Origin of the sequence: Macellibacteroides sp. (genome assembly GCF_050251695.1) — a bacterium.
GTDB classification, from domain to species: Bacteria; Bacteroidota; Bacteroidia; order Bacteroidales; family Tannerellaceae; genus Macellibacteroides; species Macellibacteroides fermentans.
Genome location: NZ_JBFWMI010000006.1, coordinates 47485 through 67918, shown reverse-complemented (window position 1 = coordinate 67918; position 20434 = coordinate 47485). Strand labels below are relative to the sequence as shown.

The window sequence follows — 20434 nt, the reverse complement described above, 5'->3', positions numbered from 1 at the left end:
TGGGCATTCATACCCTGCAGGAAAACCCATCCAGGTACGTACGTTACCCGCTTGTGTATCTGGTTGAAGCGGCCGATGATATCTGCTACCAGATTATGGATATCGAAGATGCCTTCAAGCTGAGACTCCTCACCTGCGAGGAAACTATCGGACTGCTGCTGAACTTTTTCGACGACGAGAAACTACCGCACATCAAGCGGATCATGGATATGGTTGACGATGTGAATGAAAAGATAGCCTACCTGCGCTCCAGTATTATCGGACTCCTGGTAGACGAATGCTCGCGTGTATTTCTGGAAAACGAGGAGGAGTTGCTGGAAGGCACATTCAACACCACCCTGATCAAACAGGTAAACCCCAAAGCAAAAGAGGCCTATGCCCGTTGTTCGGAAACAGCCTTCAGAAAAATATACAAGGCGAAAGAGGTGCTCGACATCGAATTGGCCGGTTACCGCATATTCGGGTACCTGATAGACAGTCTAACAGAGGCTGTGATGAACCAGGAAAGGGCCTACAGCAAGCTATTGCTGAAGAGAATCCCCGAGCAATACAACATCAACGCCACTACTACCTACGGTAAGATACAGTGCGTACTCGATTACATATCGGGGATGACCGATGTATATGCCCTTGATTTGTACAGAAAGATTACGGGAATGAGTCTGCCGGCGGTTTAAAAATCCTCCCGGTATTTACTTTCTCCCTTGTCGGTAAGGATACTGAGGTAACTACGGTAACGTGATTCGCTGATGTAATGATTTTCTACCGCCTCGATAACCGCACAACCCGGTTCGTGCCGGTGCGAGCAGTTGCCGAAACGACACTTGTCGCTGTGTTTGAATATCTCGGGGAAATAGTGTGAAATCTCCGCGTCTTCCATCTCGATGGTACCGAAACCTTTGATCCCCGGAGTATCAATTATAAAGCCGCCGTCAGGCAGTTCGATCATCTCAGAGAAGGTGGTTGTATGCATCCCTTTGTTGTGATACTCTGAAATATCACCGGTTCTGAGGTTTACCCCCGGAAGCAGTTTGTTAATCAGCGTAGATTTTCCCACACCCGAATGACCCGAAAGCAAGGTGATCTTCCCCTTCAGCTCCTCACGCAGCTCGTCGAGACCGATCTCCTTCTTGGCACAGATCTTGGAACAAGGATAGCCAATGGTGGTATACAGATGAATCAGCGCCTCCATATACTCCTGGTCTTCGGCATGATACCGGTCTATTTTATTGAATATAAGCTTTACAGGCACGCGATAGGCCTCGGCTGTTGCCAGAAAACGGTCTATAAATACGGTGGTGGTTATGGGGTAGTTGACGGTAACAATCAACATCGCCTGATCCAGATTCGCGGCAATGATATGCGACTGCTTAGACAGGTTGGATGCACGACGGACGATGTAGTTCTTGCGGTCTTCGATCTCCGTAATAAAGGCAGTTCCTTCGTTATTAATATCGATATCCACGCGGTCGCCCACAGACACAGGATTCGTACTACGGATATCCTTCAGTCTGAAATTCCCTTTAATTTTGCTTTCGATTGTCCGACCGTCGTCCGTACGAACCGAATACCAGCTACCTGTATTCTTAATAACCAATCCTTTCATGCGAATCTATTTTTAAATGCCTGTCCGGTGCATTCTTTTAAAAACAGAGGCGTCAGTATCTGACGCCTCCACTAAATTATACAGTCATAATTTCTTTTTCTTTAGCTGCGTAAAGATCATCTATTTTCTTGATATATCTATCATGAATCTTCTGAACCTCTGCTTCCGCGTCCTTTTCAACATCTTCGGGCAAGCCCTCTTTGATGGCTTTCTTCAATGCATCAATGGCATCGCGGCGGGCATTACGCACGCTGATCTTGGCAGTTTCTGCCTCCTGTTTGGATTGCTTGGCAAGCTGTCGGCGACGTTCCTCCGTTAACGGTGGAATTCCAAGACGAATTATCTCTCCGTTGTTTTCGGGTGTAATCCCTACTTCAGAGTTCATAATTGCCTTTTCAATTTCTTTGATAAGCGGCTTTTCCCACGGGGTGATCACAATGGTCTTTGCATCCGGTGTGTTTACCGATGCAACATTGGTAAGTGGCACCAGACTTCCGTAATAGGGAACACGTACACCGTCCAAAATTTTGGGATTAGCCTTTCCGGCACGAATATGAGACAATTGATCATCGAGATATTCTATCGCGAATATCATTTTCTCTTCCGCTGCCTTTACGAACTGTTTCGTATCTACCATAACTGCTTATAAAATTTGATTTTATTACAACTAACAAAAATAATAAACTTTTCCGATATAGCAAACTATTCATTAATTATGAACCAGCGTTCCAATCGGCTCCCCGCTCATCACCTTTTTCAGATTACCGTTCGTATCCATGTCGAACACAATGATAGGCAAGTTGTTTTCCTTGCACATGGTGGTAGCGGTGAGGTCCATCACCTTCAATCCACGGGTATAAATTTCGTCGTAAGTAATTTCAGAAAACTTAGTAGCCGTAGGATCCTTCTCCGGATCTGCCGTATAGATTCCATCCACGCGGGTTCCTTTCAGCATCACATCGGCTTCAATCTCAATACCTCGTAACGACGAGCCGGTATCGGTGGTGAAGAATGGATTTCCTGTTCCGGCGGACATGATAACGATGTGTCCTTTCTCCAACAACTCGATGGCTCTCCATTTATTATAGAACTCACCGATAGGTTCCATCCTGATCGCTGTAAGCACATTTGCTTTCGCCCCCATGGATACCAGCGCAGAACTTAAGGCCAGGCTATTGATAACCGTGGCAAGCATCCCCATCTGATCTCCCTTCACCCGATCGAATCCCTTGGAAGCACCGCTTAATCCGCGAAAGATATTCCCTCCGCCAATCACAATACCTACCTGGATGCCCATATCGGCAATCTCTTTAATCTGAGCAGCATATTCGGAAAGGCGTGTCTCGTCAATTCCATACGATTTGCCACCCATCAACGATTCGCCGCTAAGTTTTAAAAGTATTCTTTTGTATTGAGTCATGAAAATCTGTTGTTTATTCGTTTCAATTTACAAAAGTAACCTATTTGTTTAAGTAACCAATTATCGAAAGCTGTTTTTATTCATCTTTCGCATGTAACAAACACGTAAGGCTAACGACACATGCATGTAATTTTACGATTGTATTTTTGTAATGTAGAAATAGAAACACACGCTGTTACTTGTGATTTGATTCATTAAATAACATTTTCAAAAAGACCAAAGCCTATTCCTAACTTTGTGCGGCAGGCATACACTCAGCGGAGTGGTGGCTGCCGCTATTTTACATAGCTCACCTCCTTGAAAGCATACGTCCGCTCGCTGCCGTCCCTTAATTCCAGAACCAGATGTCCGGTAGGCTCAATCGCTTTGATCCGGGCCTCAAAAGCACCCTGCTCATCGGCATACGGATAAAAGCCCTCCTTCCGGTATAACACCTTTTCGTAGGATTGCCGTATCAGCGATTCCTCGCCTTTAAGCAACCGGAGGTACCATTTATAAAATATGGAAAGGAAGCGGTCCAACACCTCACCCGGATCGTAAGTCAGCCCCGTAATAGTGCACAGCGAAACCGGATTGGGCGCGTCTCCCAGAAACACAGTCTGATTTAAGTTGATGCCGATTCCGGCAATGGTTGCATAGATGGTTTTACCGCACAGATCGTTCTCAATCAGCATACCACAGATCTTCTGATCCCGCCAGTAGATATCATTCGGCCATTTAACCGTGATACCGTCGGTATAAGCATCCAGCGTCTCCTTCACACTCAGCGCGGTGAGCTGCGATAAGACAAACTGACGGTTCGCCGGAACTGTTTCCGGATAAATCACCACACTGAAGGTTAGGTTTTTACCGGCTTCCGACTCCCACACATTACCTACCTGTCCCCGACCGGCAGTCTGAAAGCCGGCCATCACAACCGCTCCCTCTTCCACACGGCCCCGGGCCATCAGCTCCCGCAAGGCTTTGGTGGTCGACTCTGTTTCTTCCAAATACGTTATTTGTGACATATCAAGGATTTTCTTTATATTCTTCCCTAAGCGACTTAGGTAATTTGGCAATTACTTCGCGGTACGAATGATGAATCCAGCGTTTGATTTCGGCCTCCTCCATGTCCCTCTCCAGATAAATGGAATTCCAGTATTTCTTATTGAAATGGAATGCAGGAGTGACAGCCCGGTAGCGATCCCTCAGCTCCTCCGTATAATCGGTGGAACACTTCAGGGAAACATGCGGCTCGTCGGCATCCAGCGGAAGCAACAGATACATCTTGTTCTCCACTTTAAAAACCAGCGACACATCATCGAAAGGGAAACACTCCGTGGTGCCTCTCAACGACAGACAATAGCTTCTTACATCTTCAATATTCATAAAACAAAGGCTTAATTATTTACGAAGCGGGGCGTAAAAAGCATCTTCAATATGCTCTGCCCTGTAACCGTCGGCATATTTAACAACGGCAATGATATCAAAACGGATGGACAGATCCACGTTAAATTTACGGGCATACACATCCGCGGCGCTTACAATACATTTTATTTTGGCGGCATCCACCGATTCCAGCGGCGAAACCAGGTAATTATCAGAGCGGGTCTTCACCTCTACCACCACCAGCTCTTTCCCGTCGGAGGCAACAATATCCAGCTCCTTATGCCTGTACCTCCAGTTGCAGTGCAAAATACGGTAACCTTTATCTTCGAGGTACTGCCGGGCGAATGCCTCACCCTCTTTACCTGTTATATTATGTGTTGCCATATGAATAATTTGTACAAATGTAATCATTTTCTTTTTTATTTACCCATTCGGCATTACATTTGCAACATATGAAGAAAGACAGGAAATACGCATCCACCACCCCTGGTCAGCCGCGGGTACATAAAGTCACCTTTATGCTTAACGACGACGAGCATAAGGCGGTAAAACGCTACCTGTCCAAATACAAGATTGAAAACAAATCGAGGTGGTACCGCGAAACCATCATTTCACACATACTTAAAACGCTGGAAGAAGATTACCCCACCCTGTTCCGCGAAAACGAAATGCGCAGATGAATCCATTTACAGACGAATATTTTATGAAACAGGCGCTGGTCGAGGCCAGGCAGGCTGCTCTGGAGGGCGAAGTACCGGTAGGCGCGGTTGTGGTATGCAACAACAAGATAATTGCGCGGGCACACAATCAGACCGAACGGCTTAACGATCCAACGGCACATGCCGAAATGCTTGCGCTAACGGCAGCAACCGGGGTACTTGGAGCCAAATACCTTCCCGAATGTACCCTGTATGTTACGGTTGAACCTTGTATTATGTGTGCCGGAGCCATAGGTTGGGCGCAGGTAAGCACCATCGTGTATGGGGCATCCGACGAGAAACGGGGGTTTTCGCTTTTTGCTCCGAAGGCAATACATCCCAAGGCTGTAGTGAAGAAAGGAATTCTGGAGACGGAATGCGCGGCAGAAATGATCTCTTTTTTTAAAAAGAAAAGGTGAAGCAGTTTATTCTTTAACCTCTTCGTAATCTACATATTCACCATCATCCTTGGTAAAAAGCTTTTTCTTGGCTGCGGCATATTCTTCCGCACGAGTCTGTTGCTGACCGGCAGTAGGGTTGGTGTGTCTGCGACCGGTTTCGGTTTTAGGTGCGCCGAACAGGATACGCTTAAATGTTCTGATTACAGAAAATCCCAGCAATAAGACCAACAAAAGGAAAAAACCAAAAAGTAAAAATAGAAATTTGAACATAATTCAATACGTATTGATTGCAGCAACAAAGATACAATGTATAATTACTTCTTTTTGTTAAAAATAGACAATACTATATATAAAAGAATTGTTCCGGATAATCCCAGGAATCCGAAGGCTGCCACAAACACTACGGCACACACCACCAGCATGTAACGCAATTCGTTCCCTTTCCATTTAAGAGATGTGATTTTAAGTGCGAACATGGGGATTTCGGACACCAGCAACAACGAGGTAACCAGTGCAAGTACACAGATCAGCACCGTAAATAAAAGAGGATTGGTATACAGTACCGGAAGTACCGAATAGGCTGCACCCACCCAGAAAAGAGCATGGGCCGGAACCGGCAGACCAATAAAGGAGGTAGTCTGACGATCGTCAATATTAAATTTGGCAAGGCGCAGGGCCGAGAATGCCGGAATAACAAACGCCCAGTATGGAACTACGGCAGCCGCTGAGCCAAAAGGCAGCAGAGGAGCCACTTCACTGAGCAACCAGAACACCACCATCCCGGGGGCAACTCCGAAGCTCACCACATCGGCCAGCGAATCCAATTCTTTACCTATAGGAGAATAGGCATGCATCAGTCGTGCGGCAAAACCATCCAGAAAGTCGAACACGGCAGCAAGAATAACAAACATCGCTGCTAAAAACAGATTACCTTCCAGGGCTGCCACGCAGGCTGCACAACCGGAAACAAGATTAAAACAGGTAATTGTATTCGGAACGTACTTAGCTATATTCATTTTTTAGTATGTAAACGGGCAATCGGAGTCTGATTTCCGGTAACCTTTTGGTCCATCTCAATTAATACTTCGGAATCCAGGGGAAGGTAAACATCCACACGCGAGCCAAACTTGATGAAACCCATCTGTTCATCCACATGGCACTTCTCGCCCACCTTGGCATAGGTTACAATTCGTCGGGCCATGGCTCCGGCAATCTGGCGGGCCAGGATATCCACCCCGTTTTTGGTTGTCACCACCACGGCAGAACGTTCGTTCTCGGTACTGCTCTTGGGTAGGTAAGCCGCCATAAAACGGCCATTGTTATGAGATACATGCTTTACTGTTCCATTTACCGGGAACCAGTTGGCATGCACATTGAATACAGACATGAAGATGGAAATCTGCAATCTCTTCTCGTGAAGGATCTCGTTTTCCATCACCTCCTCGATGGCTACAATCGTACCGTCGGCAGGAGCAATTACAAGACCCTCCGAGTCGTAGGGAAAACGACGGAAAGGACTTCTGAAAAAGTTTAAGACGAGCAGAAAAAAGATGGCAGACAAGGCACTTACCGTATAGAAAAGTGTGCTTTTGCCTGATGTATAATACAATGATACGTTCAAGACGAAGAAAATCGTAAATAATGTTAGCAATAACCCTGTTCCTTCTCTGTGTACTTTCATTCCAAATTTTAATCTGTTACGTTATAATATTTGCAAAAGTATGCAATTTTACGAAATAAAAAAAATATCAGCACTACACCGCCTCTATTTTATCCAATTCCACATACCAAATATATCCTGTCACCTGTTTATAGTCCATCTGACGGATCAGCCCAACATACTCTTTCATCTGCGAAATATACGTTTTACTTTCTTTCTGACCAAACTTATAATCCACCACCACCACCTGATCATCGTATATCATCACCCGGTCCGGACGCTTGGCCAACCCTTTGCCATACAGGATATCAACTTCGTTCAGTATCCGGGCCGTACCGTCGTACCAACCGGCAACCAGCTGCTTGTCGAGTAACGCATCTAAACGACCGCAAAGCACATCGGCCTCTTCCCGGTTTATCACGCCCGAAACCCGGTATCCCTCTACCGCCTGGCGTATATCCGCCTTGGTATGAATCCGGCTCAGCACCTCGTGCATCAGCGTACCGTGCTTGCGCTCCTTATTGTCGAAGAAAAATCCCTTTCCGTGCAAACGCAGCTGCAGCCGGTCGTCCGGCGAAACCGAATGAATCCGTTGCATCGGTATTTCGGTAACCGGTCTATCTTCATTCTTTTTCTTTTCCGGATGCCACCACGAACCCAATTCAAACACCGCCGATTCGGAATCGAAATGAGAAGCAAGAGGCAACAAAGATTCCCCTTCGCGGGTGGAGTCGTATCCGTCGGTGGACAACCCGTTCCACAACAGATCCGACATCGAACTTATCTTTTCGGGCTTTTTGGGCTTTGGCGAAAACACGATAAGCTCTTCCTTCGACCGGGTAAATGCCACGTACAACGTATTCAGGTTATCGATAAACGCATGAAGCTTCTCGTTGAAATAATCGTCGGCAAATATCGTATTCCCCAGCACCGATCCGTAACGTACCGGCACCAGATGCAGCTGATTAAAGGGAGTCTTATCCGGATGGCACCACAAAACAGGCTGCTTGCTGGGCTTATGATCTATCTCCCAGTCGCCGAAGGGAACAATCACCACTTTGAATCCCAGTCCTTTCGACTTATGTATCGTTAAAATCCGGATCGCATTCTGGGCATCGGGCGTTGCAATGGTCTTGCGGCTACCCGTATCGTCCCACCATTGCAGGAAGCGCGAAATATCCACACTCTCCCGCTGGGTGAACTCGGAAACCATGTCCATCAGGGCCTGTACAAAAACCTGTTCGTTATCGGGGAAGCGGTCGTTAAACAAGCGGAACAATCCTTCCGTCATTTCATAGAGCGAATGATTGCTCAACCCATGCAACGCACGGTTCAGCTCCTCCGGAAATTCATCCAAAGGAATAAAATCACGTGCACCACCGGAAGTATTGTCAGCCTCGGGCACAGCCAATGTATAGGCAAAAAGCGCCAGCCTGTAATTGGTCCTGTCGCCCGGGTTGCGCAGGTAACGCAGTAGTGCGATCAAGAAACGCACAGCCGGCGAGCTGCTGATAAACAACGCCTCGTCCGAAATAATATCATATTTATATGTATCCGAAGGATTCTCCTCCTTGTAAGCCAGCAACGAATCGGCCACCATGGCCCCTTCGCGGTTGGTTCGTACCAGAACCGCAATATCCTTAAGCGAATACCCGTTATCCTGCAAACGTTCCAGCACACCGGGCAGACGGTCCACCGCCTCCTCTTTCCAGTCCTGATCCTCCTGCGAAATAAACTCCACCCGGATATGTCCCTCTTTATTCTGAAAAGGCAGAGGCACCCGCTGGAAAGACTGATCGTAAGCCGTCATAATCTTGGTGCAGTAGCGCCTTTTCTGCACATCCGAAAGCGAAGAGCCGTCCAGGGCCTCATTAAACAGATTCTGCAGCAAAGCCGGAGCAATTGTAAACAACGAATTATTGAAATCCACGATGCAACGGCAGCTGCGCCAATTGTCTTTGAGGGTCTCTTCGCGAAGTTGTTCCGGAGAAAAATCGTAGCGGATCTGTTCATCCAGCAGTTTCCAGTCGGAGTTACGGAACCGGTAGATACTTTGTTTTACGTCGCCCACAATCAGGTTGTCGCGGTTGTGCGAAAGGCTTTCCGATAATAACGGCAGAAAGTTTCCCCACTGCATACCCGATGTATCCTGAAACTCGTCAATCATATAATGATCCACCTGGGTGCCAGTTTTCTCGTAAATAAAGGGAGCCTCGCTACCCCCCACCACCTTGGATAGCAGTTCGGTGGTATCGGCAATCAGCATCACGTTCTTCTCCTCGCGGTACTCGGCAATCTGCACTGCGATGTCATTGAGAATACCCAAAGCATAATAGTAACGTACAATCTCCTTTGCCGTATAGTAATTGGTAAGATTCCCGAAAAGGGTATTGATCTTTTTAATACAGTCATTCAGTCCGTCGTCGAATGCACACCCGATGATCTGCCTCATCCCCGACTCCGTCTTCGCCGTAAAGCAGCCCTCCAGATTATCGGCCAGATTAGCAAACGTATCGCTGGGGGGCTTCATTTCGCCGGCAACCAGTTTGGTAAAATAATGCAGCGGCGACCGGCTGCCGCCTTTAAAATCAGACGGTTGCAATCCGTATTGATCCAGCACCACCTGTCCCTGTCTGCCCAGATCGCGGGCTTCGGCCTCGACGGACCGGATAATGGCGAACAGATGATTCTTGTAGGATTCCAGCGCCGCTTTATCTTCGATATCTTTAGCCACATCGGCACTGAAAGCCTTGTAACTCTCCTTAAACACCTCGCGCGAAAGAGCCGCAATGTCTTTCCGCAGGTTCCAGCCGCCGCCCTCTTCCACCTTATCAGAGGCAAAGCGAAGCAACCAGCCCAATAATTCTTTATTTTCGGGCTTTTCGAGTCCTGCCAACAGGTTGTCAATCGCCTCGGTAAGTACCAATTCCTGGTCCATCTCGATGGCATATCCTCCCTGCAACCCTATTTCGCGGGTAAATGCCCGCATGGTCTGCTGGAAGAATCGGTCGATCGTACTGATATTGAAAGCCGAATAATCGTGCAGGATAGCAATCAACACCTTCCGCGCTTGGGCACGTACCTGTGCCTCATCCAGTCCGAACCGGCTGGAAAGCACCGGCACATAATCCGATTTCTGTCCGGACGAAAGGGTATAAAGTTCCTGAACGATGCGCCCCTTCATCTCGTCGGTTGCCTTGTTTGTAAAGGTAACCGCCAGGATTCGCCGGTAGGCACCGGGCGATGCAAAGAGTAATTTAAGATACTCTCCCGTAAGTTTATGGGTTTTTCCGGCTCCGGCAGAAGCTCTGTATACCGTAAGCATGGCTCTTAAATGATACGGCTCTTGGTGTAGCCTTCTTTTTGCAGAATTTCAAGCACTTTGGGACGCAGATCTCCCTGCACGATAATCTCGCCATCCTTGGCAGATCCGCCCACCCCGCATTTCACCTTCAGGAATTTTCCCAAAGCAACCAGATCGTCGTTGGTTCCCCTGAATCCGGTAATCAGTGTAACGGCCTTGCCACCCCGGTTCTTTTTATCCAGCAAAATACGCAGCAGCTGCTTATCTTTTGGAAGAGTATCCACCTCTTCCGTCTCATCCGTATCGTATTTAAAATCAGGATTGGTAGAATACATCACCCCCAGCCTGTCTTTCCAGTTGTTATCTTTCATATCGTTGTCTTATTCTGTATTGGAGCTACAAAATAAGGAAAAAAATAAGAATCCCCAACAATAGTATATACAAATTGTTTTCAGAACATAATAGTGGCACCACCGTTCAACCGTAGTCCGGACCAGTCCACGCGAAGGGTGTTGCCGGTGGTGGAGAGCTTCGATCCAAATTCGATATCGTACCCGATATTGGCAGTCAGCGCAAGCTTACGGGTTAAGAACAGCTTGCTACCCAGTGCCGGCAGCACGGACCATCCTTTTGCTTTCGTACTAACATTGTCGTTGGCCTCTTCGTGAATATTGCCTTCGTAGATATCAACCGCTGCGCTGTACTTCAGATTTGTGAAGGTAACAGCGGGAGAAACTTCACCGTAAAACAGCAACGGAAACTTCCCCAATTTTCCTTCGGAGAGATAGTAACGATAAGTGGAACCAATCCGATAGCCGGTAAGTGTAAGTTTTTCGATGTATTTACCTGAATAATCGGAATAGGCAATCTTACCTCCGGTGGTCATAAACGTACCCGTCACCCCCCATTCCATGCGGTCTCTCTTATAGGTAAAATCGACCGACTGCGTTACATAAGCCGGGAAATTGTCCACTATCCGCAAGCCCGCAGGCATGGTTCCCTGCTCCATCTGAAAGGCAGATTCGAGCAGTTTTTTCATATCTCCCATCTTATAACTTCCGTATCCGGCCGTATAACTTACACTAAACTGGGCATTGGCGCCCAACGTGGTTACGAGAAAAAGAATACTATATATACATATTTTGTACATGGCAGCGTTTATTTAGTCAGATTCATTACATAGCCGTTAAACATCAGCAGGTTATTGTACAGTCTGGTATCGGCAAAGGGGTTGATGTTGGCCAACTTCATTTTCCAGATTTCTTTTGTACCGCTGTTGTCCAGCACTTTCACCTCGTAATTTCCGGATATATAATCGGCTGCTTTATATAATACGGTGCCGGTAAAAGGATCAATATTCTGGAAATATCCCGCCACGGTTGTACGTGCGCCGGTTTCTACTTCCACCAGCGAGAAGCGGATATCGTTGTATTCGATAACCGCCTTACGGGGATTAACGGGATGAAAACCGATGGTGCTGATCTTTGCATCGGATTCTGTACGGAGCAGCTTCAGCGAATAATCCGGGTTCACCTCATACAGTTCCAGTTGCTTTTCGCTTGTATAGTAATTTTTACGGAGTACATATAAATAGCGTGCATCCGACGAAATCCGGACAACCAGTCCTTGGGAATAGACCTCGTCCGGCGAGCTGATTAACTGCTGACTTCCAACCAGGTTTCCGGTTAAGATGTTGTACACATCAAAACCATCGTTGGTTTGAACAAATAGAAGGTTGTTGTCCGTGAGGCAGAAAAACAAGCCTTGAGTCTGAATCTGAAACAGCAAATTATTAAATGTATTGTCTTTGTAGATATAAAGGATGTTTCTGCTATCCGATACAACTACATACCCTGTATTGGATGCCTTCATTATACACCCCGTGTGCAGCGTAAGGTTGTGAGCCTTTGAAAAGGTGGGCAAGGCCGAGGATACATCGTACTGATAATAAGTTCTGAAGTCCATCCCCACCAGCCGGTTTCCATGCAGATCTGGTGCCAGTGAAATATGCGCTTCCAGCATTCTGTCGGAAAGTGAACCATATACATAGGGGTATGATTTATACTCCGAAACATCCGCCGTTAAAGGTAATATATACAGATGAAAAGAGATCCAGCTTGGAAAATCGCCTCCAGGTAAAACAAACTCTCCGGACCGATCCGCCTCCACAATCTTATTTTCATAGCCATATTCCACCACATACTTACAGGGATAGGGATTCGTATTAGTAATCTGAGTACGCAGACTGTTCCGGTTGATGCGATCTCCCTGAATATGTCCGGCCTCAATGGAAGAATAAGACACCGTATAATAAGTTGTGATTTTGACTTGCTGACTATTCCTCAACCGGGCGGCAATCTGATACGATTTATATCCGTAAACATAACTCTGATCCACAAACCAGGTCTGGTCCGGGTCCGTAATCGTAGCAAGCAGACGTGGCGTATATTCGTTGCTGTATATTTCGTAGGATACCACATCAAATCCTTGAGGCCTGTCCCAAACCAACTTCAGGTTATTGTTGGCATCTACAGTCTGCCGCACATTCAGTGCAGCGCTGTTGGTAGAAGAATCTATAAACTTCAGCTTAAACGTATATTCTCCCACATACATTTCGTACCCTGCCAGTTCGGCCAGACTACCGGTTCCGGTCTTGAAACCTACAATCATTTTAAGTTCATGCTCCTTTCCATCAAGGGGTCCGCCGTTAATATATACACTTCCATTATTTATTCCGGATGAAATATCTCTCCCGTCCAGAAAAAACTTCTGATCTAAGATTTCCTTTCCCCGGGTATCCAGCGAATAATAGAAGTATCCGGATGAATATAGATAAATAACCTGATCGGGATCAACTCCGGCAAGGTCGATGCCAATCTGGAACTGTTCGCTTGGTTTTGGCACGTCAACAAAATTATCGTCGTCGCTGTCGTACGCACAGGTAGGCAATAACAGGGTGCATAGCAAGACAAATGAGAGAAGTTTTAAGCTGACTTTAAAGGATGTCATTGGCTCCATTCTACACTATTATTAATTGAAAGAGCAAATATAATAGGATTATTATGCATAACAAATAGATAATGCTTATTTCTCTTTTTCAAATCAATGGGTTCGGCATACAATAGAAGCAACAAACTGAAATGCAATAGATATCTCTAAGCATAAGCTGTACTGAGATTAAGTCTTTTCATCGTTTACTTCTACTCTTTTCAATACGAGAAGCTAATCGTTGAACCATGGTCTACTTTTCGTTGGACCTAGGTCAACATATCGTTGGACCATGGTTGAGATATCGTTGGACCATGGTCCAACGATTAGCTCTTCGTTATAAAAAACAGTAATCTTCGTAGCTTTCTTCCTTATTCACAACGAAGTAAAGACTAAAGGGTAGCTTGAAAATGGAAGAAGACAGACATTTGGGAAAATGACAGATGACAGATCGGTGACAGATAAAAAAGCGATCTATCATTTTTCAACCCGCTGACGGTGTGCCGTTTAGATTGGAAAAATGATAGATGACAGATAGATTTTAGTTTTTTGTAATTAAAACGGTTGCATAGGCTGAAATGCCTTCCTGGCGACCGGTAAAGCCAAGCTTTTCGGATGTTGTGGCTTTGATGGAGATGTCATCCGGATCAACAGCCATCACCTCAGCCAACGTTTGCTGCATAGTTGGAATATGATTCTTCAGCTTGGGCTGTTCGGCGCAAACCGTGGCATCAATATTGCCGAGTTCGTACCCTTTCTCCCGCAAAAGCTTCAGGGTATCCCTCAGCAGGATTTTACTATCAATGTCTTTATATGCTCCGGCAGTATCCGGAAAATGATACCCGATATCCCGCATATTGGCTGCCCCAAGCAAGGCATCGCAAATGGCATGAATCAAGACATCGGCATCCGAATGTCCCTGCAAACCCAACGTATGTTCAATTTTAATACCTCCCAACCACAAGGCGCGGTCAGGAACCAGGGCATGTACATCATACCCGAAACCAACTCGAATTTTCATCATCAACTTATTATTATTGTACCAAACTTCTCAATCCGTCCATATCGAAGGAGAGAGAGAAACGAAGCGTCTGGTCCAGCGGATTACTTTGTATCGTACTGATCAGATAAGCTGCATCCAGCTGGAACACGCTCATACGGAAACCGGCACCCAATGAAAAATACTGGCGGTTCCCCTTATTAACGTTTTCATAGTAATAACCGCCGCGAACAAAGAACTGTTCATTGTAACTATATTCTGTACCCACAGAAACCATCACCTCTTTCAATTCTTCACTTAATCCGCCCGGTGCATCTCCAAAGGATTTAAATATACCCGATATGGGCGAAAGCGAATTATAATCGTCAAGCTTCTTTTGATAGGCAGCCTGTTCTTCGGGGGTGGATCCGGTATAAACAGGTACCGTAGGCACCAGGTATTTGTTTAAATCGAGGTTGAAGGAGATCGTATTGTAATCGTCCAACGGATAAAGCAACGAGGTACCGATCTTCAGGTTGGTGGGTAGAAACTGGTTGGTAGTACCCCCGTCGTACGAAATCTTTGTACCTATGTTGGAAATATTGAATCCGAGCGCCCACAGGCATTCACTGTTACCCAATACCACATACTTGTTTAGATATCCTGCCACATCCGCCGAGAAGGCATTGCCGGCCTGGATATCATCGTCTACTCCGGCTCCCATATCCGAACGGATGTAGCGTAAGGCTACAGCCATGGAGTAGGATTCGGACAACTTACGCGAATAACTCACATCGAAAGCCATTTCGTAGGGGGTAACCTGGTTGTATACGGCTCCTCCGTATTCGGTCATCGCAATCTCTCCCAGCGAAAAATAGCGAAGCGAAGTTCCGATTGCCTGCTGATCGTTGTCGCCCAGCTTATAAAAGCCCGACACATAGGCCAATGCCACATCGTTCACAATCTTACGTAACCAGGGGGTATACGAAAGCGATACGCCTGCCTTACTGTAATGGAATGCATATTTTGCCGGGTTCCAGTACTGCGAATGCACATCGGGGGTGGTTGCGGCTCCAATATCTCCCATACCTCCGCCCCGGGCATCGGGTGCGATGGATAAGGCTGGTACTGCCGTATTTATGGGATTGAATGTGTTCTTAATTTCCCCGGTAGTTTGTCCGTTTACCGGAAGGGTCCACAAACAGGCTGCGGCGAGTGTTGCAAGAACGCTTTTTCTTAGATGAGTCATACTTATTGAATACTTGTTAGAAGCTTAAACACTTATAAAGGCGCTTTTATTGTGCCAATATGATTAATTTTTTTGTCTCGGTTGCCTCGCGCGACTGATCGGTGCGTATGGCTGCCCGGTACAGATAGATACCCGGCTTGAGGCGGACTCCGTTTGTACCGGTGAGATTCCATCGGATCGTATAATCGCTGAACAGAGCCGACGAGCCGTTTTCTTTATACGACCATACAAGCTGACCGATCATATTGTATACATATAACTGAACATCCAGCACGGCTTCGGGACGGTTGTGCGAAATAAAGAAGGTTACATCGCTCCGGGCCGGAACCGGACCTGCGGTGAGTTTATACAATACGGGCTTTAAACCTTCAACGACTTCGAAGGTAAAGGTGTGAAGCGACGAATTGTTCTGCACATCCCAGACTACAAATTCGGCCGTATGCATTCCGGGCTCGAGGGCGGGTATGGGAAACACGATGCGGCCTTCGCCTTCGGAACCGGCAACCGATTCGTAGTAGCTGTTCAGGTTGTAGCTTTGGGAAATAAGTCCGTCTATCACCAGCATCACATCGTGACCGATGCTGCTTCCGCTGATGTTTACTCCGCTTTCGTCACGCAAATAGGCTACAAACAGCGGGGTGGTATTCACCCTGCCTCCATCCCTGAAGGTGGAATCGTTGAGGTATGCATACAGTATCTCCGGACCAACGGTATCTTTCTGTGCCGAGTCGGAGGTTCCTCCTACCTTAAACTGCAGGAAGGCTCCTTGTGCCTCATCCCTTGTTTGGGTATTTCCGGCATACAGGCTTAATTTTCCGTTGTTATTGGAGTACGAAATGTCTTTCGGCACGGTAAAGGAAAAGCTGAACTCCCCCTGACGCACCGAATCTTTACCCGTATACATTACATTGGGATAGGTGGTATAGGAAAAGGGGTTGCCTGTTTTATCGTTGTCGAGGGTGGTAAGCGTCTGCTTGCTGTCCAGCATGGTGGGCGACAAGACACCCGAAAAATCGGTATCCCGTTTTCTGTCCGGCGTAAGCACCTCTCCTTTTACAGTAACCTTGTCCAATGCTTTTAGCTGAATAGGCTCGCTTCCCACCGGCTGACCGTTTACCTCAGTTATGCGCATCTCCTTCCCGGGATACGAAAGGGTAAGGGCCGGATCTCCTATCAACGTAAAATTGAGCTTGTTGAGGTCGTTCCCCAGGCTCACCTTGGTGGTACGCATGATATCTCCCAGACTAAGCCTTTTACCGCCGTTCTTTACAAAAAGATTGTTTATCAGCTGTTTGTTTATCTGAAAATTAGGGTTGGCATCCACCACCCGGGTGGTGGTGAACAAAGCTATCCCTCCGCTGGTGGGATTAAGGAACACATCTTCGCCGGCCGAGGTATTTACAGCATCGAAACGGGCAAAATCGCAGGTAGCCGTTATCCACAATGGAAGATAGGGATAGTTGAACTGCTTTATTTCGGATTGGGAAAGCACCCCTTCGGCTCCCCAGTAGGCGGTGCTACCGTGACCGGTATAATTTAGAATCATCTGCCCGCTCTTAAGCTCTTTCAGGATACGGGCGTTTACATCCGGATATCCCACCTTCCCTCCGGAAGATTGCTTTTTGTAGGCATCGAAATAAATCTTATTGATCAGAAATTCGGGGTGATTTGTCTCCAGATAATCAGCAAGCAGATTGGCTTGCGACATGTGCAGGTTGTTGTCGCCGTCGTCCGCCACAAAGCTTATGTTGTTTTTCCAGGCTCCGGCTGTTTTATTTTCAATGTATGCAATGCTTTTGTTTACGGCAATCTTTGCCTCCTCGAGGGTTCGTACCGGAAACCGACCGATACCGATATCCAGCTTGTCGCCCGACAGGTTGGCTCCTTCCGAATCGTCCAGAAAGCCAAAATAATCGTCGGTCACGTAGGTATACATATTAAGCGACTCCTTTGATTGGTAGGTAAGCAGCAGGTTGAGGTTGGTAAGGTTCTTCCATTCGCTGGTAATCATGCGGTTGTCGAAAGTTCCGTCGCCAAACAGCAACAGATACCTGGGGGCGGTTCCGGCTTGTTTGCCCCGATCGTAAAACATCTTCATCAACCGCCGGTAGGCTGTGGCATCGGGTGTACCGCTCGAAAATTCGTTGTATACGGGTTCGGGTGTTACAACGGTGACTTTTAGTCCGGATTCCGATCGATGTAGTGCAGCCAGACGCTCGGCCTGTTCCATAAAAGCCGGATGTGTAAGGATTACCATGTCGGTCTGTTCCAATGCGTGCAGGTTCTGATTGGAAACCACACCCACAGTTTCGGGAGCCGGAAGTGTTTTTGAGATATCTACGGCTACAAACTCCCTAAGGGTGTTGGATGCCGGAATCGTAAAGGAACATTCCGTTCCGTTCAGGGTAGTCTCCATCTCGACCGGTAGCACCGGATTGGTAACATCCCATATCTTAACATTGGCAGAGGCCTCCTGAAGCACGAAGCGGGTCACATTGCCCAAAGATGCGATGCTGCGAAAAAAGGTATAGGGTCCGTACATCTTGAGTGTACGTACGGCATGCAGCCGGATGTAATCCAGATGCGCCAGGTCGTTGGTGTTACGGCTGTAGGTTATTCCTACCTGTACGTCCGGTGTTTTGGCTCCGTTCCAGCTTACCGTACGCGAAAGTTCCAGCGCTTTGGTATAGGAATCGTCTATGCTGCTTCTGGGAATTGATGCATTTAACAAAGGCTGAGTTCCGGCGGTTAGGATTACCAAAGCCTGTCCGGTGGTAGGTTTGGCAATGAACCGGAAGGATATCTTGGCGGGATCGTCCGTAATACCCGGCACGGCAAAGGGAAAAGTCTGACCGGTATTAAGCGCGAACGATTCTCCGAAAAGTTCGCGGCCCGACTTGTTGACCGACACCTGGTCTTTTTCGTGTACAAAATAGTCGTCGTACGTATTAACCTGCAACGAGGCCCCGGTTACCGAAGTCTCTTTGGCAAGGGTCTTTACAGGCGATGTGTCTGAAAGGAAATAATAGCCATAGCTCGAATAGGGATTATTCTCGTGGACAAACGTGGCTAAAGAGGTACTATAGCTCCATTTAACCGGACCTCTTCCATAAAAAAGCAGGTAGTTATCTCCTTTATATACTGCTGCTTGCGGAAGATCGTCTGCATAAGGCTGTCTGAAATCCTCGTCCAAAGGCCATCCGCCATACCCATACACCGATACCGCCGCCGGATTGGCAAAGCCCATCTTCTGCAGTTCGGTAAAGGTAAGTTTATATATTCCTGTTTGAGCCACCCGTATCTTTACCCACCGGCCTTGCGATAGCACCGAAGAGGGGGCATATTCCACTGCAGACGCTCCGAGTGAAGCGCATAGGAAGCATAGAGTTATAAGTAGTGACAAAAAAGGCTTTCTCATGACTTTGTTATCTTACCTAACAAAGAAATCGAGCAATTTATGTTGGCCAATATATCCTTGCAGGTGATCATCAATATGTACCGGGCCCACGCCCACCGGAGTACCTGTATAAATCAGATCGCCAATCTTCAATGTAAAGAAGCGGCTTACATAAGCCACAATCTTATCCACCGAAAAAAGCATGTCGCCGGTATTGCCTTCTTGTACCTTCTGTCCGTTGATATCCAGATGAAAAGAGAGGTTGTCCACCTTTCCCAGCTGTTCCAGCGGCATAAAAGTTCCTGTTACGGCCGAATTATCAAACGCCTTGCTTATTTCCCACGGTAATCCCTGCGAACGGAGCTTCCGTTGCAGGTCACGGGCGGTAAAATCGATGCCTACGGTTACCTCGTTGTAGTAACGGTGGGCAAAACGTTCTGCTATATTCTTTCCCAGACGGTCTATTCTGACTACAATCTCTGTTTCGTAATGAATCTCTTCCGAAAAATCCGGTATAAAGAATGGCTTACCATCCTTAAGCAGAGATGAATCCGATTTCATAAAGATTGTTGGCTCCGCTAATTCTAACGTATGATCCAGCTCTTTATTGTGAGCCGCATAATTCATTCCAACTGCAATAACCTTCATTTTTTAGTTTGTTGAATTCATTCGGTTGAACATTAATGCCAGATGGGCGTATAAGGAGGTGTTCTGTACAACAATATGCTCCGGCACACGGATACGGAAGGGGGTAAAGTTCCAAAGGGCCTTGATGCCTTCGGTTATAATGTGATTGGTTACCTCCTGGGCTTTATCAACCGGAACCGTGATAATCCCGATAGTGGCTCCGTACCTCTTTTGCATGGTGCTGAGCTCGCTCATGTGATAAACCGGAATTCCGTTTACCGAAGTTCCGGAAAGTTCTTCGCGGATATCGAAACCGGCTACGATCTCGAGTCCGTACTGACCAAGTCCGGTATCCTGCAACAAGGCAGCCCCCAGACTACCCACCCCGAACAGGAAGGCTTTATGACTTGAGTTGAATCCCAGAAAATCTTCCAGTACATCAATCAGCGTGTCTATTTCGTACCCTACCCTGGTTTTGCCGGAGATGTTTACATAAGATAAGTCTTTGGCAACCTGACTGGCATCCACGTTGATCTCTTTGGCTATCTGTGTAGACGAAATCGACGTTTCTCCTCTTTGTTTTAACAACTTCACAAAGGCTAAATACCAGGGAAGCCTTCTGAGGGTTGGCTCTGGTACTTTCCAGTTTTGTTTTAATTCATCGTTAGCCATTTGCCGTTAGATTATTTATTTTTTGTGAGGGACAAAATTACAATTTTTTTTACAAACTATAAACA

20 protein-coding genes and 1 pseudogene are annotated in these 20434 nt (G+C 46.8%); 3 read left to right on the top strand and 18 right to left on the bottom strand.

Annotated features, from left to right (window positions below; genetic code table 11):
* A pseudogene (locus tag AB7E53_RS02070) lies at nucleotides 1–677 on the top strand (dehydrogenase); the annotation flags it as partial.
* On the opposite strand, the gene rsgA reads toward AB7E53_RS02070, so the two are convergent.
* The 6 genes from rsgA to AB7E53_RS02040 all read right to left on the bottom strand — a co-directional run bounded on the left by rsgA (nucleotide 674) and on the right by AB7E53_RS02040 (nucleotide 4778).
* Nucleotides 674–1606: a ribosome small subunit-dependent GTPase A gene (gene rsgA, locus AB7E53_RS02065; protein WP_446773882.1), complete on the bottom strand. Its 933-nt coding sequence runs from the start codon at nucleotides 1604–1606 to the stop codon at nucleotides 674–676. The pseudogene AB7E53_RS02070 and the gene rsgA sit on opposite strands and share 4 nt — an antisense overlap.
* 76 nt (nucleotides 1607–1682) lie before the next feature.
* Nucleotides 1683–2243: a ribosome recycling factor gene (frr, locus tag AB7E53_RS02060; RefSeq protein ID WP_446772968.1), complete on the bottom strand. Its 561-nt coding sequence runs from the start codon at nucleotides 2241–2243 to the stop codon at nucleotides 1683–1685.
* Between the two features lie 72 nt (nucleotides 2244–2315).
* The gene (gene pyrH / locus AB7E53_RS02055; protein WP_068184834.1) at nucleotides 2316–3026 is read right to left on the bottom strand and encodes a UMP kinase; all 711 of its coding nucleotides are present in this window, start codon (nucleotides 3024–3026) and stop codon (nucleotides 2316–2318) included.
* A gap of 275 nt (nucleotides 3027–3301) precedes the next feature.
* Entirely contained in the window at nucleotides 3302–4033 is a 732-nt protein-coding gene (locus tag AB7E53_RS02050; RefSeq protein ID WP_446773880.1) for a biotin--[acetyl-CoA-carboxylase] ligase, read from the bottom strand.
* Between the two features lies 1 nt (nucleotide 4034).
* A complete protein-coding gene (locus AB7E53_RS02045) occupies nucleotides 4035–4394 on the bottom strand; it encodes an MmcQ/YjbR family DNA-binding protein (RefSeq protein WP_446773878.1) in 360 nt (119 codons plus the stop codon).
* Nucleotides 4395–4409: 15 nt separating this feature from the next.
* Complete coding sequence (locus tag AB7E53_RS02040) at nucleotides 4410–4778, bottom strand: YraN family protein (protein WP_068184880.1); 369 nt, start codon at nucleotides 4776–4778, stop codon at nucleotides 4410–4412.
* A gap of 68 nt (nucleotides 4779–4846) precedes the next feature.
* Between AB7E53_RS02040 and AB7E53_RS02035 the strand changes: the two genes are divergently transcribed.
* A complete protein-coding gene (locus AB7E53_RS02035) occupies nucleotides 4847–5074 on the top strand; it encodes a hypothetical protein (RefSeq protein ID WP_068184844.1) in 228 nt (75 codons plus the stop codon).
* Nucleotides 5071–5511: a nucleoside deaminase gene (locus tag AB7E53_RS02030; protein ID WP_446773876.1), complete on the top strand. Its 441-nt coding sequence runs from the start codon at nucleotides 5071–5073 to the stop codon at nucleotides 5509–5511. The genes AB7E53_RS02035 and AB7E53_RS02030 overlap by 4 nt, the downstream gene beginning before the upstream one ends.
* A gap of 6 nt (nucleotides 5512–5517) precedes the next feature.
* Here the strand turns inward: AB7E53_RS02030 and AB7E53_RS02025 are convergent, their stop codons facing one another.
* The 12 genes from AB7E53_RS02025 to AB7E53_RS01970 all read right to left on the bottom strand — a co-directional run bounded on the left by AB7E53_RS02025 (nucleotide 5518) and on the right by AB7E53_RS01970 (nucleotide 20369).
* Nucleotides 5518–5763, bottom strand: a complete 246-nt coding sequence (locus tag AB7E53_RS02025; RefSeq protein WP_421468207.1) for a DUF4834 family protein — start codon at nucleotides 5761–5763, stop codon at nucleotides 5518–5520.
* Between the two features lie 44 nt (nucleotides 5764–5807).
* A complete protein-coding gene (gene pssA, locus AB7E53_RS02020; protein ID WP_068184853.1) occupies nucleotides 5808–6509 on the bottom strand; it encodes a CDP-diacylglycerol--serine O-phosphatidyltransferase in 702 nt (233 codons plus the stop codon).
* Nucleotides 6506–7174: a phosphatidylserine decarboxylase family protein gene (locus tag AB7E53_RS02015; protein WP_068184856.1), complete on the bottom strand. Its 669-nt coding sequence runs from the start codon at nucleotides 7172–7174 to the stop codon at nucleotides 6506–6508. Before AB7E53_RS02015 ends, pssA begins: the two co-directional genes overlap by 4 nt.
* Nucleotides 7175–7247: 73 nt before the next feature.
* The gene (locus tag AB7E53_RS02010) at nucleotides 7248–10478 is read right to left on the bottom strand and encodes a UvrD-helicase domain-containing protein (protein ID WP_446773874.1); all 3231 of its coding nucleotides are present in this window, start codon (nucleotides 10476–10478) and stop codon (nucleotides 7248–7250) included.
* Between the two features lie 5 nt (nucleotides 10479–10483).
* The gene (locus tag AB7E53_RS02005; RefSeq protein WP_068184863.1) at nucleotides 10484–10828 is read right to left on the bottom strand and encodes a translation initiation factor; all 345 of its coding nucleotides are present in this window, start codon (nucleotides 10826–10828) and stop codon (nucleotides 10484–10486) included.
* A gap of 80 nt (nucleotides 10829–10908) precedes the next feature.
* A complete protein-coding gene (locus tag AB7E53_RS02000) occupies nucleotides 10909–11607 on the bottom strand; it encodes a hypothetical protein (protein ID WP_446773872.1) in 699 nt (232 codons plus the stop codon).
* Nucleotides 11608–11615: 8 nt separating this feature from the next.
* The gene (locus AB7E53_RS01995; protein WP_446773870.1) at nucleotides 11616–13475 is read right to left on the bottom strand and encodes a hypothetical protein; all 1860 of its coding nucleotides are present in this window, start codon (nucleotides 13473–13475) and stop codon (nucleotides 11616–11618) included.
* A gap of 511 nt (nucleotides 13476–13986) precedes the next feature.
* Nucleotides 13987–14466: a 2-C-methyl-D-erythritol 2,4-cyclodiphosphate synthase gene (gene ispF, locus AB7E53_RS01990; RefSeq protein WP_068186440.1), complete on the bottom strand. Its 480-nt coding sequence runs from the start codon at nucleotides 14464–14466 to the stop codon at nucleotides 13987–13989.
* 13 nt (nucleotides 14467–14479) lie between these two features.
* Nucleotides 14480–15673 carry a type IX secretion system outer membrane channel protein PorV gene (gene porV / locus AB7E53_RS01985; RefSeq protein WP_446773868.1) on the bottom strand — a complete coding sequence of 398 codons (1194 nt, stop codon included), beginning with the start codon at nucleotides 15671–15673 and terminating at the stop codon, nucleotides 14480–14482.
* Between the two features lie 46 nt (nucleotides 15674–15719).
* Nucleotides 15720–19091 (bottom strand): type IX secretion system sortase PorU, encoded by a 3372-nt coding sequence (porU, locus tag AB7E53_RS01980; RefSeq protein ID WP_446773866.1) that lies wholly within the window; start codon nucleotides 19089–19091, stop codon nucleotides 15720–15722.
* A 12-nt stretch (nucleotides 19092–19103) separates the two neighbouring features.
* Nucleotides 19104–19718, bottom strand: a complete 615-nt coding sequence (locus AB7E53_RS01975) for a fumarylacetoacetate hydrolase family protein (RefSeq protein ID WP_068186340.1) — start codon at nucleotides 19716–19718, stop codon at nucleotides 19104–19106.
* Between the two features lie 3 nt (nucleotides 19719–19721).
* Nucleotides 19722–20369 (bottom strand): redox-sensing transcriptional repressor Rex, encoded by a 648-nt coding sequence (locus tag AB7E53_RS01970; protein WP_068186343.1) that lies wholly within the window; start codon nucleotides 20367–20369, stop codon nucleotides 19722–19724.
* Nucleotides 20370–20434 lie beyond the last annotated feature (65 nt).